This window comes from Nostoc sp. (genome assembly GCF_036919495.1).
In the GTDB taxonomy this organism is placed as follows: Bacteria; Cyanobacteriota; Cyanobacteriia; order Cyanobacteriales; family Nostocaceae; genus Nostoc.
Map to the genome: position 1 here is coordinate 26,872 of NZ_JBALBZ010000190.1, position 14,350 is coordinate 41,221.

At 40.8% G+C, this 14,350-nt stretch carries 16 protein-coding genes; 5 read left to right on the forward strand and 11 right to left on the reverse strand.

The features are described from left to right. Positions 1-232 precede the first annotated feature (232 nt). The 4 genes from V7K25_RS26805 to V7K25_RS26820 form a co-directional block, all read right to left on the reverse strand. On the reverse strand, positions 233-466 hold the full coding sequence (locus tag V7K25_RS26805; RefSeq protein ID WP_335162253.1) for an EF-hand domain-containing protein: 234 nt from the start codon (positions 464-466) through the stop codon (positions 233-235). Between the two features lie 395 nt (positions 467-861). Beyond that, positions 862-1,107: a hypothetical protein gene (locus tag V7K25_RS26810; protein WP_109009171.1), complete on the reverse strand. Its 246-nt coding sequence runs from the start codon at positions 1,105-1,107 to the stop codon at positions 862-864. Positions 1,108-1,325: 218 nt separating this feature from the next. Beyond that, the gene (locus tag V7K25_RS26815) at positions 1,326-1,886 is read right to left on the reverse strand and encodes a phosphate-starvation-inducible PsiE family protein (RefSeq protein ID WP_335162258.1); all 561 of its coding nucleotides are present in this window, start codon (positions 1,884-1,886) and stop codon (positions 1,326-1,328) included. 81 nt (positions 1,887-1,967) lie between these two features. Continuing rightward, positions 1,968-2,888: a tetratricopeptide repeat protein gene (locus V7K25_RS26820; protein ID WP_335162260.1), complete on the reverse strand. Its 921-nt coding sequence runs from the start codon at positions 2,886-2,888 to the stop codon at positions 1,968-1,970. A 263-nt stretch (positions 2,889-3,151) separates the two neighbouring features. On the opposite strand from V7K25_RS26820, the gene V7K25_RS26825 reads away from it, so the two are divergent. Next, entirely contained in the window at positions 3,152-5,200 is a 2,049-nt protein-coding gene (locus tag V7K25_RS26825) for an elongation factor G (protein WP_335162262.1), read from the forward strand. A gap of 98 nt (positions 5,201-5,298) precedes the next feature. On the opposite strand, the gene V7K25_RS26830 is transcribed toward V7K25_RS26825, so the two are convergent. Beyond that, on the reverse strand, positions 5,299-5,502 hold the full coding sequence (locus V7K25_RS26830) for a type II toxin-antitoxin system HicA family toxin (RefSeq protein WP_292804740.1): 204 nt from the start codon (positions 5,500-5,502) through the stop codon (positions 5,299-5,301). Further along, positions 5,499-5,699 carry a type II toxin-antitoxin system HicB family antitoxin gene (locus V7K25_RS26835; RefSeq protein WP_196518444.1) on the reverse strand — a complete coding sequence of 67 codons (201 nt, stop codon included), beginning with the start codon at positions 5,697-5,699 and terminating at the stop codon, positions 5,499-5,501. The genes V7K25_RS26830 and V7K25_RS26835 overlap by 4 nt, the downstream gene beginning before the upstream one ends. Before the next feature lie 232 nt (positions 5,700-5,931). Between V7K25_RS26835 and V7K25_RS26840 the strand changes: the two genes are divergently transcribed. Further along, on the forward strand, positions 5,932-6,828 hold the full coding sequence (locus V7K25_RS26840; protein WP_335162264.1) for an SPFH domain-containing protein: 897 nt from the start codon (positions 5,932-5,934) through the stop codon (positions 6,826-6,828). Positions 6,829-7,409: 581 nt separating this feature from the next. Further along, positions 7,410-7,802 carry a nuclease A inhibitor family protein gene (locus tag V7K25_RS26845; RefSeq protein ID WP_335162266.1) on the forward strand — a complete coding sequence of 131 codons (393 nt, stop codon included), beginning with the start codon at positions 7,410-7,412 and terminating at the stop codon, positions 7,800-7,802. A gap of 172 nt (positions 7,803-7,974) precedes the next feature. On the opposite strand, the gene V7K25_RS26850 is transcribed toward V7K25_RS26845, so the two are convergent. Together V7K25_RS26850 and V7K25_RS26855 are read right to left on the reverse strand one after the other, a co-directional pair. Then, the gene (locus V7K25_RS26850) at positions 7,975-8,814 is read right to left on the reverse strand and encodes a DNA/RNA non-specific endonuclease (protein ID WP_442948118.1); all 840 of its coding nucleotides are present in this window, start codon (positions 8,812-8,814) and stop codon (positions 7,975-7,977) included. 518 nt (positions 8,815-9,332) lie between these two features. Continuing rightward, positions 9,333-9,836, reverse strand: coding sequence for a DUF6174 domain-containing protein (locus V7K25_RS26855; protein ID WP_335162267.1), 504 nt, complete (start codon positions 9,834-9,836; stop codon positions 9,333-9,335). 258 nt (positions 9,837-10,094) lie between these two features. On the opposite strand from V7K25_RS26855, the gene V7K25_RS26860 reads away from it, so the two are divergent. Then, the gene (locus V7K25_RS26860) at positions 10,095-10,280 is read left to right on the forward strand and encodes a DDE transposase family protein (protein ID WP_335162268.1); all 186 of its coding nucleotides are present in this window, start codon (positions 10,095-10,097) and stop codon (positions 10,278-10,280) included. A 78-nt stretch (positions 10,281-10,358) separates the two neighbouring features. Here V7K25_RS26860 and ctpC read toward each other — a convergent pair whose 3' ends face one another. The 3 genes from ctpC to V7K25_RS26875 all read right to left on the reverse strand — a co-directional run bounded on the left by ctpC (position 10,359) and on the right by V7K25_RS26875 (position 13,931). Beyond that, on the reverse strand, positions 10,359-11,642 hold the full coding sequence (ctpC, locus tag V7K25_RS26865; RefSeq protein WP_335162270.1) for a carboxyl-terminal processing protease CtpC: 1,284 nt from the start codon (positions 11,640-11,642) through the stop codon (positions 10,359-10,361). A 236-nt stretch (positions 11,643-11,878) separates the two neighbouring features. Then, positions 11,879-13,105 (reverse strand): (E)-4-hydroxy-3-methylbut-2-enyl-diphosphate synthase, encoded by a 1,227-nt coding sequence (gene ispG / locus V7K25_RS26870; protein WP_335162272.1) that lies wholly within the window; start codon positions 13,103-13,105, stop codon positions 11,879-11,881. A gap of 247 nt (positions 13,106-13,352) precedes the next feature. Beyond that, positions 13,353-13,931, reverse strand: a complete 579-nt coding sequence (locus V7K25_RS26875; RefSeq protein WP_335162274.1) for an SMI1/KNR4 family protein — start codon at positions 13,929-13,931, stop codon at positions 13,353-13,355. Between the two features lie 210 nt (positions 13,932-14,141). Between V7K25_RS26875 and V7K25_RS26880 the strand changes: the two genes are divergently transcribed. Next, the coding region (locus V7K25_RS26880; RefSeq protein WP_335162276.1) for a hypothetical protein at positions 14,142-14,350 on the forward strand (209 nt) is incomplete at its 3' end.

Below are 14,350 nucleotides of genomic sequence, written 5' to 3' on the forward strand. Positions count from 1 at the left end.
GGTATAATTTTGCTGTTCTCACTTGGGTTAACTTTGACGATAAATCAAGGTTTTAGCCATGTACTGAGATACCTTGCTGTGCTAAATAGGAAAGCAAAAGACCTTTTAAAACATCCTCTAATGACTGATGTCCAATAACTTATAATAACCCTGCTATCGGTCAACGCAGGGTTGAAATAGCAGGGTTTACGTAGGGCTGTCGGGGGCGGAGGTAGCTTTGATGTTTTGACTGCTAGTTTAAATTCTTTGCTTTATCAACTGCTTCCTTTAACTCTTCAAAGGTAATACTACCGTCTTTGTCTGCATCATACTGTACTATTAACTCCTGGGGACTACTGGTATTTGTTTCTGATGTAATGATTGCACTTAAGCCAGGACTTAAAAAAAGTTCATTAATGGAGACTTTGCCGTCTTGATCGCGATCTAATTTATTAAAAAGAGATTGAAGCTCTTGCTCGGTTGTCATAAGTTTCTATCTGAATTAATCTTTCAATTTAATATCTCAAAATCTTGACAAAGACGCAAGGACAGTTAAGACAGTTAAGATGTGCTTTGTGATACATGGACTACAATCTGACAATGAAAATCAATCAGCACAATATTCTCACATAGCAAGATATAAAGCTAATTTTCAGTGATAGCTTAAACAACTACCGCGATGCCTGCGGTGGGCTACGCCTACGCACTTTGTTTGGTGACTTTGTTTGGTGTCTGCCTGTTCAGTGCTGCGAGAGTCATTGCGTCTAATTTAATCAGCAAGTGCGACGCCGAATAACTTGTTGTAGACATCGCCTCTTTTTCTTTTAGTTAAATTAGAAGCGATGTCTAAGACGGCCTATGCCTATGCACTTCAAACCTGGGTTACATCTTACCGTGTTGCAACACTTGTTGTAGATGTTGACGAATCTCTTGTGCGTGTTCAATATCAGATTGGCGCAATTTTTGGAACAACTCTACACAAGGTTGAGAACCTACTTGTTCTGCATCTTTGATGTAGGTATCGTAAGCTTTAACGGCTTCTGCCTTGTTGTGCAAAACGGTGACAAAATCATACTCCAAGTCGCTAATCGCTGTTTGAGACTGTCCGTTACCTGTATTTGTAGTCATTGTTTGACCCTCTTTGAGAATTTCTAATTAACTTATACTCACCCTAAAAGAGGGATTCATCTTCCAAAAAGAGTATATTTCAATACGTCGGAAGTACCTTGCAAAAGTAAGTTATACCATTTTAGATTTTAGATGCATCCAAATTACTGATACAGCCTTAAGCAAAATAGTGGAGAGTAGGAAAATGCTTTTTCACCACTCCCCATTTTCATAAGAATTTATCCAAGCGGTTGATTCTCATCACATTGACGTGAATACTGGAATTCCAACTCATTTTGCCTTTCCCTACCTCCTCCTCCTCTATAGACAATTGGACAAAACTTAGTGTTAGCACTCATGCAATCCATGTGTGGTGTCTTAGCACAGACTACGAGTAGTCCACCCAGAACAAACAACAAACCACAAATTGCAAGCGTATTAACCCAATAAATTTCTAGCGCTCCGTGAACTACTATCTCTCGCAGTAGAGATACAATTGTTACCTCAACTGCGACTCCTACAGAGATACTATGTTCTTGCAAGTAGACCATTAATAATCGGAATAACTCGACTAAAATCAACACAAATAGTATTTTTGCAGTTACATGTTTATAGTCTAGTGGCTGCGTGATGGCGATCGCTATCCCCCACAATTGGATCAGCATGACGGCGAACAATCCCAAACACAAGACAATCACAATTAAGTCTTGAAAGGCTTCCATGTTGCGAACAATTGAGTGCCGATCGAGCCAGCGATCGCTAAATAAAAATCGACTTTTCTGGCGCTTTTGCATGTACATTTTTCCAATCGGGACAACTTCAGACAACACCAGCGAGTCAACCCAATAGTTTTATGTTATGCAATATTAAGTTTTTGCGCCTCAGCGAGGTTTGTAATTTAAATTTTGTGCTTGTTGCAACAATTGCTCGGCATTTTTCGCCCACTGAGGATTTTTCTGAGCATTATATAAATCTCTAGCAAATTGCAATACTTGTACTGCATCTCCATATTGCTGTAACTGCATAAAAGCTAACCCTGCACCATAATAAGCATTGGGATAGTTAGAGTTAGCTTCGGCTGATTTTCTAAAAGCCTCTAATGCCTCTTGTGATTTGCGTTGCCCAAACCAAATTGAGCCGAGATTGTAGTAAGCTTCAGGATACTTCGGATTAATTTTTACTGCCTGATTAAAAGCATCTCTGGCTTGGTCGAGTTTGCCTTGTTGGAGATAACACATCCCTATATGATAAGGAGGCTCTGGTGCATTTTTGCTATATTCTATGGCTTTTCTAAAAGATGCGATCGCTTTTTCACAATTTCCTTGCTGTTCTCGTACCAACCCCAAGTTATAGTGGGCAAATCCCAGTTTGGGATCGAGTTCTAACGCTCGTTGTAAATAATCGTTAGCTAACTGTAAATTATTCCCTTCTAATAACGCACCACCTAAATTAGCAAAAGCTGGCGCAAACTTAGAATCGGCTTGCGTCGCTCGATAAAATGCATCCGCAGAGGGTTGTAATTGTCCAGTTTGTCGGAATGCTAGCCCTAGATTATAGTACGCTGGTGCTAATGTTGGATCTAATTTAGCTGCTTGTTTAAAGGCGGCGATCGCATCTTGTACCTTTCCCGCCTGAATTGCTTGTAAACCTTGGTTTAACCAGTTTACAGCAGTTTTACCATTAGATTGTGCCAGCTTTGAGGGGACAGGAGCAGATAGAGAAACAGAGGGGAAGGAAATGCTAACAAGCAGCATCAAACTTACTAATCCTGCTATGCGATATTTAAAGAATGATTTTCCCATTGATTTTCTGACTTGCAACACTTTCAGTTAAATTTACTTTATAAAAACTTTTTTACAAAAGTTTTTATTTTGCCATAAAATCCTGCTTTTATTAAGTTTTATTAAGCCAAATCTTACGACAGGCTACAATTTTTTTAAAATTAGATTAAAAGGAGCATAATAACAAATTAAAGAAGGGGTAATTTTGACTCCAGAGAAGCATTTTTTATCCCTGATATAACAGAATCATGCGGTTAGGAAAGACTTACCGCAAGGGAGGTTTTATGAACGAAAAAGTAAAATCGGGTTCGCGGAATGTTGCAATTGTCGGCCCTTATTTAAGTGGAAAAACCACTTTACTAGAAAGCTTGTTATTTGTCACAGGGGCAATTTCCTGCAAAGGGAGTGTTAAGGACAGCAATACAGTGGGAGATAGTGCTGCCGAATCGCGCGATCGCCACATGAGTGTAGAAGTCAGCGCCGCTAGCACTGAGTATAACGGCATTCGCTTCACTTTTATCGACTGTCCGGGAAGTGTAGAATTTGCCCAAGAAACGTACAATGCTTTAATGGGGGTGGATGCGGCAATTGTAGTTTGCGAACCCATCCGCGATCGCGTCCTCACCCTCGCCCCTCTATTTAAATTCCTCGACGATTGGGAAATTCCCCACCTCGTCTTCGTCAACAAAATGGATCGGGCAAATATTCACGTTTTGGAAACGTTGCACGCCCTAAAAGCAGTATCTAGCCGTCCCCTGGTAGCGCATCAATATCCCATCATGAACGGGGAACAACTCACCGGCTTTATCGATATGGTGAGTGAACAGGCATATCAATATCATCCAGGCGCACCTGCTGACCCCATTCCCTTCCCCGAAAGTTTAAAAGAAGAAGAACATACAGCACGGGCAGAAATGCTCGAAGCCCTAGCAAATTTTGACGACCATTTACTCGAAGAACTTTTAGAAGACATTGAGCCACCCCAAGAGGAAATCCTCAAAGATTTAAAAATGGAATTAGGGGCAGATTTGGTAGTGCCCGTTTTCTTTGGTATTGCAGAACAAGATTATGGTGTTAGACCTCTATTAGAAGCCTTGTTACGGGAAGCCCCCGAACCAGAAACCACAGCAGAACGTCGTTTAAAAAACATAAAAGGTGATACACCTCTAGCGCAGGTATTAAAAACTTACTACACTCCCCAAGGTGGCAAACTCTCTCTGGTGCGTGTTTGGCGGGGCAAATTAACTGATGGCATTGTCCTCAATGGCATTCGCACTGGTGGAATTTACCGCCTCATGGGACAACAACAGCAGTCAGTTAACCAAGTTAGTGCTGGTGAAATTGTCGCATTGAGCCGTTTAGAAGGAATCAAGACAGGCGATACAATCTCCACAGAACAGCAGTCGGCAATCAAATTACCCAAAGCTGTAGAGTTGGAACCAGTGTATGCTCTCGCCATTACCCCAGAAAAGCGCAACGATGAAGTAAAACTCAGTGGTGCCATCACCAAGTTATTAGAAGAAGACTGCTCACTTGCTTGGGAACAACACGGCGATACTCACGAAGTTATCTTGTGGGGTCAAGGCGAGATTCATTTGCAAGTCGCCCTAGACAGACTGCGCCGCAAATATAACTTGCCAATGACAACTCATTTACCGCAAGTGCCTTACAAAGAAACCATCCGTAAAACAGTGGCTTCAATTCATGGGCGCTACAAGCACCAAAGTGGTGGTCACGGACAGTTTGGTGATGTTTTTCTCGACATCAAACCGCTACCACGCGGTACAGGTTTTAATTTTAATGAAACCATTGTCGGCGGTGTGGTTCCCAAACAGTACATTCCTGGTGTGGAAATGGGCGTGCGGGAATTTCTGACACATGGGCCTTTGGGCTTTCCAATAGTGGATTTAGCCGTAACTCTGACTAATGGTTCGTATCATAACGTTGATAGTTCCGAACAAGCCTTTAAACAAGCTGCGCGATTGGCAATGCAAACGGGAATACCCCAAGCGGAACCTACCCTGTTAGAACCAATTCTGCGGGTAGATATTACCACACCTAGCGAATTTACCTCCAAAGTGCTGCAACTGTTGAGTGGTAGACGCGGGCAAATTTTAGGCTATGAAGGCAGAAACGATTGGCAAGGCTGGGATAATATCTCTGCATACTTGCCACAAGCAGAGATGCAAAACTTTATTGTAGAGCTGCGATCGCTCACCTTGGGCGTTGGTTCCTTCCACTGGGAATATGACCATCTCCAGGAAGTGCCAGAAAAACTCGCCGAACGTGTCATTAACAGCAATGGCAATGGTAGTAACGGCAACGGCAAGTAATTTTGGATTTTAGATTTTGGATTTTGGATTAATCTAAAATCAATACTAGCCCGGAACTTTAAGTTTCGGGCTAATAACTAAAGTCCAATAAATCGTTGTTAGTCTATATCTTCTTCAGTAAGACCTGCATCCTTCAGCAGTCCTTTCAGTGTTCCAATGGGTAAATCGCGATTGCCATGAACAGGAATAGAGAGAATCACACCTTTGTTGGCATAAATATGGTGACTACCAGTAATCCGTTTCAGGTTCCAGCCATACCGTTCAACAATTTTACATAAGGCTTTACCAGAAACAGATTTCATAAGGATATTTCAATCAACTGTTTATCAGGTTCAAGTTCTTCCTGCTGACTAGCAACTTCAAGCCAACCCTGAATCGCATCTTTAAGCATTTCTAACAAGTCTTCGTAGCTTTCTCCCCATGTGTGACACCCTGGTAGGGCTGGTACAGAAGCACACCACACATCGTCTTCTTGCCAGATAACGGCTTTGATTTTCATGATAAATCTGTTGTAGTGTCGTGTTGTACATCTTAGCGCAACTACATTTGAGAGTAGCGTAGGCATCGCTCCAAGGCTGAGATTCCCAACTTCTCTCAAAAGTCGGGAATCTTTATTTAATCTGTAAAAAGATTTGTAAACCGCTAATTTGTGTGAAATGGTATTAGTTTCATAAAAGCATTTGGGAATTATGTGATTAAGTATATTCGTCTTAATTACAAAGAAAAAACTCATGGGCTTTATAGTCTCTCTTTTAACTAGCCTAATTGCAATTCTCATTTATCTCAATACAGGTAGGATATCCAGTGAAAAGTCACGTTTAGCAATACGCACAATTATGATATTGATTGGCAGTATTGCAGTACTGAATTCTATTTCTAGGCTTTTAGTAATTGTCCCACCAGGCAATGTCGGTGTCGTCAACTTGTTTGGCGAAGTTTCCGAAACTACTCTTAATCCTGGTGTTCACTTGCTTAATCCCTTTAACAAAGTGCTGAATTTTTCCACTCGCATTAAGGATATAAAGGAAAATGTAGATGTAACATCCCAAGAAGGTTTGAGCCTAAATCTTGATGTGAGTCTTCAGTACAAGCTCGATCCGCAAAAGGCAGCTACAGTATATAAAACAATTGGAGATGATGAAACACAACTGGTAACTTCCAGATTTCGCTCTACTGTCCGCGCCATCACGGCTAACTACCCAGCCAGTGCTATATACTCTACCAAACGCCAAGAAATTGCCCAAAAACTTGACCAACAGCTCACCCAAGAGATACCAGCTTTGGGTTTCATCGTTGAGGAAGCTCTTTTACGAAACGTCAAAATGCCTGATACTCTACAAGCTGCAATTCAAAACAGACTTAAGACAGAGCAAGAAAATCAACAGATGAAATTTGTTTTAGAAAAAGAGCGTCAAGAGGCAGAACGAAAGCGTATTGAAGCGCGAGGTATAGCTGATTCCCAAAAAATTATCTCTGCTGAACTTACCAACCAAATGCTACAATTGCGAGCGATTGAAGCCACAGAAAAGCTAGCTCAATCTAATAATTCTAAGCTTGTAATTATTGGTTCTGAAAAAGGCGCAGTGCCTATTATGATCCAGCCAGAAACAGGAACCTCAAAGCCCTAAAATTTTCATATTAGGTCAATGCTCTTGACGTGGTTCAATATAAATATGCTTAGGAATTTTCCTTGACAGAATTTTAATTCTATGCAATAGACGCTTAACATTATACATTATTTGTAGTAGCGATCGCTCCCTCTCGGCGTTGCTTCCTTTCACTGGGAATATGACCATCTTCAGGAAGTACCAGAAAAACTCGCCGAACATGTCATTCACAGCAACGGCAAGTAATCTTGTATCTATACTAAAATCAAAGCCCTGCATTTAAAGTTGCAGGGCTTTTTGTTTGTTAATGAATATTTAATACATTTTGGACATGCTGTTGAAATGCAAGCTTCAACATGAAATTTCAATCCCAACTTGCCCATTATTGAAGTAATTCCCCGGTTTGTCGAGCAGAGCAAAACTTTAGGTAGAAGTCCAACGTTTAGAGCATTTCGTCAATGGGTAAGAAAGCAAATCACCCAAACTTAATGTAATTCTTGCTCCATCCGCCCTAAATCTTCTACCCAATGGTTGAGTTGTCCCATTGCTACATTGCTGCTAGTTGAATGATACAGTATGAGCGTTGCTAGAAAGTGATGACTATGAGCGGCGAGATTGTCGAAAAACTGAAGGAAGCTAGTACTGGCTTGTTAATGATGAGCGAATCAGATTACCCTTTCGAGGTTGTTCAGTGGAAAGATGCTGCACCTGCAACACAGGAGAAAATATTACAGCTAACAGGTTCTCAAGACCTGCCAGTAGAAGTAGTAGACTTGGACTATCTGTTTCGTAATTGTGCATTTGAGCAAGAGTGGCATAATGAATTACAGAAAAAAGATGTTAAAAAATTTCAAACACTTATCCAAACACTTAAAGATAATCTTAGTTACATCAGCGTTTATCGTGTTGGACAAATAAATATTGACGCTTACATCATAGGACAAACTAAAGAGGGTGACTTAGCTGGAGTAGTAACAAAACTGGTTGAAACCTAGTAAGCAGTTTGGAAATTTCTCCAAAAAAAGTCTAGTACTACAAGGCGGAAGCCAAAAGTCAAAAGAATTGTATTCCAGGTTTCTGCGCTATTTGAAATGGTATGTTTATTTCCGCCGTGCTGTACTAGTAATCTGTGCGGCTAGGCTTTTTCATTTTTGAAATTATCCCAACTTATAAATTATCGACTCGCGCTTCTATTACAGACTGAATAGATGTTGAGACTTGTGAGAGAAAATTGTATCTAGTTAGGGATTCTAATGAGTCAACACTAACGCGATAGTTTCTCCAATTCGCTGTTCGCACTCCTTGCATGTTAGGAATATTGACACTAATTACTCTTGTGCTGGTTGTTATGCCAGCAAGACCTAAACCTGGAGTATTCAGTACAACAATAATTTTCCAAGTTATATTAGGGACTTGAACCCGTCCATTAGCTATTGTATAGAACCTTCCGTTAGAACCAGTACCACCCATCCCATATCCACCAGATATGATATAGAGTTCTTTACCCTGTCCTACTAGAGTTCTGGCATAATCCTCTAGGCTTGCCCAAATTCCCTGATTGTTATCTGGGGCTTGAGCAATCATATTGCTCATCAAAAAGGTGGCAGAATTATTGGTAATACTATTAGTTCTGTCACCACTAGGTGTCATGTGACCACGATCAAACCCACTTCCACTAAAATCGGTAGATTGGACTTGATAGCACCCAAAAGGAAGTGTTGTATCAGGACGAAAATTATCTTGCCTTGGTGTACTACCTAACCAACTACTATTCAACTGCCAAGACACCCAATTTGCTCTACCTATTGAGCAGTTGTAACTAATTACATATTGTGGTTTTACCAGCAAGTAGTTATTAAGGCTGGAAGTTCCAGCATTGCTGGGGTTGCCAAGGGTTAGGTGAACACTTATTGATGACTGGGCTGGTACGATCTTTGCCAACCCAATCATCAATAAAACTACTACCACAAATGGCAGCAGAAACTTGAAAATCTTAATTTTTTTCACGTTTTTGTACTTTTGATTGCAAAAACAGTGTCGGAGTTTTTCACTTCAACATCAAGCATTCAGTGATACAAAACTAAAGATTTTTGTAATGGTAAAGATATAGTGACACCATAGCCGGAAATCTTTGTTCGGCAAGAGTTAACAATCAACAAATCACTACTTTAGCACTACCTTGGTGACGAGCGGTGCCTAGGTTGGGCTACGCCTACGCTTAAGATTTCGCACCTCTATACCAAGATTTATACATCTAATCAGCAACACCAATCTTTTTTCCTAGAGGAAATTTAATTATGTGAAAAATGAGGGCGATTCGCACAGCAATAGAAACTTAAATGCCAGCAGTTAATAAACCTTTTGCAAAAGTCAAAAAATCAGGAATGTCATTTTGAGCGGAACTCAGGAGAGAAAATTTTCACCAGATGTTTCGCTCCGCTCAAGATGACAATTTAAGCATTTATGCAAGATTAAGATAAGTATACCTATTGCCTTAATCTCTAATTTTCTGTTTGCAGTGGCAGCTATTTAATTAGCTTAAAATTCTTAATTGTGAGATATTTTTCTTCATCAGCTATCTGACTGTTGTAATCGATATCAATTTGGGTTGGATAGCCAAATCTAGCATCATATCGTACATTGAGGCTGAAGGCTTTACGTTTGATAGCATCTTGAATCACATCAAACAGTTTAGGAATTGTGTTGTAATTTTGAAAGTATTCTTTAACATCTTTACCTGTAGCTACAGAAGTGATAGAAGTTGTTACACCATTACGTACTTTAATTACTACTGGACCCCTAGCATCATCTATACAAAAGCAACTATTGCTAAGTTCATAACTATAGTTGGAAATATTTTGTTTATTCCAGAAATTGCGATTAAAATCTAATCGCTTTTGTAATCGCCTTAAATTTAAGTTATTGCTCGCTGGCGATTGTGCTATCTCTATGGTAGATTTGGACATTACTGGTAGGTTCAGTCCGAAAGATAGCAATAACCCGGCACTGATAATGATAGGTAAACGCATATCAATCCCTTAAATTTCAAAAGTATTATATATGTATTATATATAATACTTTCTCTACTTATTTAAGTACACTTTATATTTTTATTAAAATTTATCAGGTGAGTAGACAAGCGCAAATAGCAAATTTATGACTGTAAAGAACTGGTTGGTGAGTGTAGTCTATAGCTAAATCAGATCCGATGTAATCGCATACACGCGAGAATATTTTCTCTATGCCGTAGAATTTTTACTGTAAAAAACAAATGTTTTATTTCAAGTATGAATGATTCACAAACTTGGTATATTGTCAAGCGTTCTGCTGGGAATTGCGAAATTGTCGCCAGCGACAAACTTGAAGACGATAATGTAGAGATTATAGAACAGTGGGGACCTTTTAGTTCGCAAGAAGAAGCGATCGCTCGGCGTGTCGGACTTATTAGGGCTGGAAAGTGCCAACCAGTTTAAGTTAGGAGTTAGGAGTTTACAATGATAGTTTTTATTCCTAACTCCTGATTATTCACTTCTAACTTTATTCCTAACTCTTCATTTTTCTGCTGTGGCTGCGCCCCGATCAGCAATTTTTTTACCTATTACATCCACTGCTTTAGCGAATTGGGGATCTGCTAAAGTAGCGAGTTTGTCACGTTCATGAAGCCACAATTCTTGCATCTGGGCTTTACTCAAATCTACCTTCACATCTGGACTAATACCTTTATGATTAATATCAGTACCGTTGGGGGTGTAGTAATGAGCAATTGTTACCGCCAATCCTGAGCCATCTTCCAAGGGACGCACCGATTGCACCAGCCCCTTACCAAAGGTCTGAGTACCAACCAAAGTAGCACGCTTGTTGTCCTGCAAAGCCCCTGAGAGGATTTCACTTGCACTGGCTGAACCTTTATCTACCAGCACCACCAACGGTTTATTGGTCAAGGCGCGTCCGTTTGCTTCTTCTTTTTCTGCCTCACCTTGGCGTTCAACGGTGGAGACAATTTTACCTTTATCTATCCACATCCTGGCAATCTCTACACTGGAGAAGAGTAAGCCACCGGGATTACCACGCAGATCCAGAATATATCCAGCTACCTTTTTGCTTTCTAAATCTTTTATAGCAGTTTGCATTTCTTTACCAGCATTGGCGCTGAACTGGTTCAGGCGAATGTAGCCAAGATTACCTGCTGGTGTTTTCTTTTGGGAATATTTAACTGGATGAATTTCAATCCGTGCCCGTTTGATGTCAAACTGTTTTGTCTGACCGTCGCGCCCAATCGTTAAGCTGACTTGCGTTCCTGCTTCACCTCGAATCAGAGATACTGCCTGATTAGTATCCATCCCCTTGGTATTTTTGCCATTGATTTTGAGGATGACATCTTTTGCCAAAATACCAGCTTTATAAGCTGGTGTATCTTCTATTGGCGCAATTACAACCAATTGCTTGGTTTTTTCATCCTGGCTGATCGTGATCCCAATCCCTGTCAATTCCCCAGAGGTATCCACTTGCATATTCTTGAATTCTGCTGGGTCCATAAACCGGGTGTATGGGTCATCTAGCTTTTTGAGCATTTCCCGAATGGACTTATACGCTTCCTGCGGATTACTGTAGGACTTGCTTAAGTATTCTTTACGAACAGCCTGCCAGTCTACTTGATTAAAAGTACCATCTACGTAATTGCGGTATATATTTTGCCAAACTTCGTCTACCAATTGTTTAGGACTTGCTTTAAATAAAGCCTGACCTCGGGAGTGAATGCCAAGGCTAGTAACAGCGATCGTGGAGAGTGTCACTGCCGTAGCACCCAAAACAAGCCTACTTTTTGTAATCACCATAATGACAGCTGCGTCAGAGGGAAAATATATAGTCAGTATGCTCAATCTAACACAGGCTACCACTGTGCAGACCGAGTATGTATCCTTAATTTAAACAAAATACTTGACAATCAGGCGAACTTGATGGTTTATACAAAATTTTTAGGAGTGGGGAGTGGGGATGGGCACAGGAGGTAGGAGGCAGAAGTTCTTTAGTTTTGAATTTTAAATTGATTTCTCCCCCTACTCCCCCAACCCTACGGTTCTACCCAGCGTTCATCTCCCTTAATCAGGTTAATTAATTCCTCTACACCTTTATCTTCTGGGACTTTTTTAATTTCCTCTCTGCCACGATACAAAGAAATGTAACCAGGTGTTTTGCCAACATAACCATAGTCGGCATCGGCCATTTCTCCGGGGCCATTGACAATACAACCCATAACCGCTATATCAAGACCAGTTAAGTGTTTAGTGGCTTCCCTAACTTTGTGCAGCACTTCCTCTAAGTTAAACAAAGTGCGTCCACAAGAAGGACAAGCGACGTATTCCACCATCGTTTTTCGCAATCCCAAAGCTTGGAGAATGCTATAGCAGACGGGAATTTCTTTTTCTGGTGCTTCTGTAAGTGAGACGCGAATTGTATCGCCAATGCCATCAGCAAGTAAGGTAGCAATACCCGCCGTGGATTTAATTCGCCCGTATTCGCCATCACCAGCTTCGGTTACGCCTAAATGTAGCGGATAATCCATACCCAGTTCATCCATGCGCTTGGCTATCAGGCGATAGGCGGCTAGCATCACGGGTACTCGTGAGGCTTTCATGGAAATTACCAAGTTGCGGAAATCCAGAGATTCACAGATGCGAATGAATTCTATGGCAGATTCCACCATTCCTTCTGGGGTGTCACCGTAGGTAAATAGCATTCTTTCAGCGAGGGAACCGTGATTTACCCCAATTCGCATCGATTTACCTTGATCTCGCAAGGAAACTACCAGAGGTTCTAAGGTTTCGCGGATTTTATCGCCAATCTCGTCAAATTCGGTTTTAGTATATTCGGTTCGATTGACGTTGGGCTTTTCAAAGACATATAACCCCGGATTAATCCGCACTTTTTCTATGTGCTTGGCGACTTCCACGGCGATTTTTAGTCCGTTGTGATGGACATCAGCCACAATGGGCACGTCTTGGTAAGTTTTTATTAATTTTTGTTTAATTTCTGCTAAAGCTTTAGCATGAGCCATACTCGGCACTGTGACACGGACAATTTCGCAGCCTATTTCGTGCAGACGACGAATACCAGCCACGGAACCATCAATATCAAGGGTGTCTTCGTTAATCATCGACTGCACTACAACAGGGTAGCCACCGCCAATGGTGACATCTCCCACCTTTACGGGACGGGTTTTTCGCCGCTTGATAGTTGTATCAAAGGTAGGTTGACTGGATGTAGTATTTGAAGTGTCTACTATGGGCAGAGTTTGCATAACCTGATTAGGTAAATTTGCTGTTGCTCAAATATCAGATTTAATAAATCTCTGTTTCCCAGATTGCCACAGCTAGGGCTTTTTTGGACGATTAATATAGAAAAAAAGGAAAAGAAGACAGGCAAAGAAATAAAGAGCAATTCAAAGGGTTTGCTCATTTATTAAGATATATTGCTGAAAAATTATTTTAACTGAGTAGCTTGAGTAGCGATCGCTTTAACCAGACTAAGTTGCGTTGCTCCTAAATTTACACACACCAGATACTATCCGCTTTGACTATACCTCCGTATTCATGCGAGAAAACATATTGACCAGATTCTAAACCAGTGGCATATTCCTCTAGCCAGTTCTGAAAACTTGAAGCGACGAGTTCTCTCTCGCCGTCATCGTGCCACATCTGAATAATTTGTCCAACTTTGCCGCCTTTAGCAGGAGCTAAGTCTAGACAATCGTGATTGCCAGCACCGTCATAGGTTAGTGGTATCCATAACGGACTCCACCAATCTGTACAAATTCCTATTCCTGGTTCTGGCTGACTTTCACAACCATCGAAATTACCTCCATCTAGAAGTTCCTTCCAAACTTGCCATTCATCTTGAATACGTTCAAGAGATAGAAATTCTCGTCCATTAATCAGCCCATAATTGTAGGCTAATTGTCCATTATGGATACGGTAAGAACTCTTGACAACATCAGGAAACTGTATCAGCAGAGCGTTTTCTACTACCTTTATCTGACTCTCTGATGCTCCAGGGTTCAATGTATCAAGAACTTGTGGAGTATTAGCTTTGAGCCAGAATTCTATTCTTGTCCAAATTTCTTGCATACTTGTAGCTGCCTTGAATATAAATATTTTGTCTTATGGTTGGTTTATAGATGAGTGGTTAAATCAACGGTTGGTGATGTTGCGAAGTTGGGATGACAGCTAACGCTAAATTTATTTAATAATACAAATATACTATTAAGTAAAGAGGATGAGGAGCGATCGCTCCTACTACCAGCTAAATTAGACTTATGATCAAATTCTTTGACACCCATGCTAGAAAAAACATCTACATTCCAGAAAGCCATAGAAGCGGTAGAAGCATTAGATCCAGAAGCTCAGGCTATTCTTGTGGATCTTATCCAAAAGCGCCTCAAACAACAGCGACGGGATGACTTATTAAAGGCGGTTGCAGAAGCTCGTGAAGCCTATGCTAAAGGGGAAGTACGTAGTGGAACTGTTGCTGATTTAATGGCGGAGTT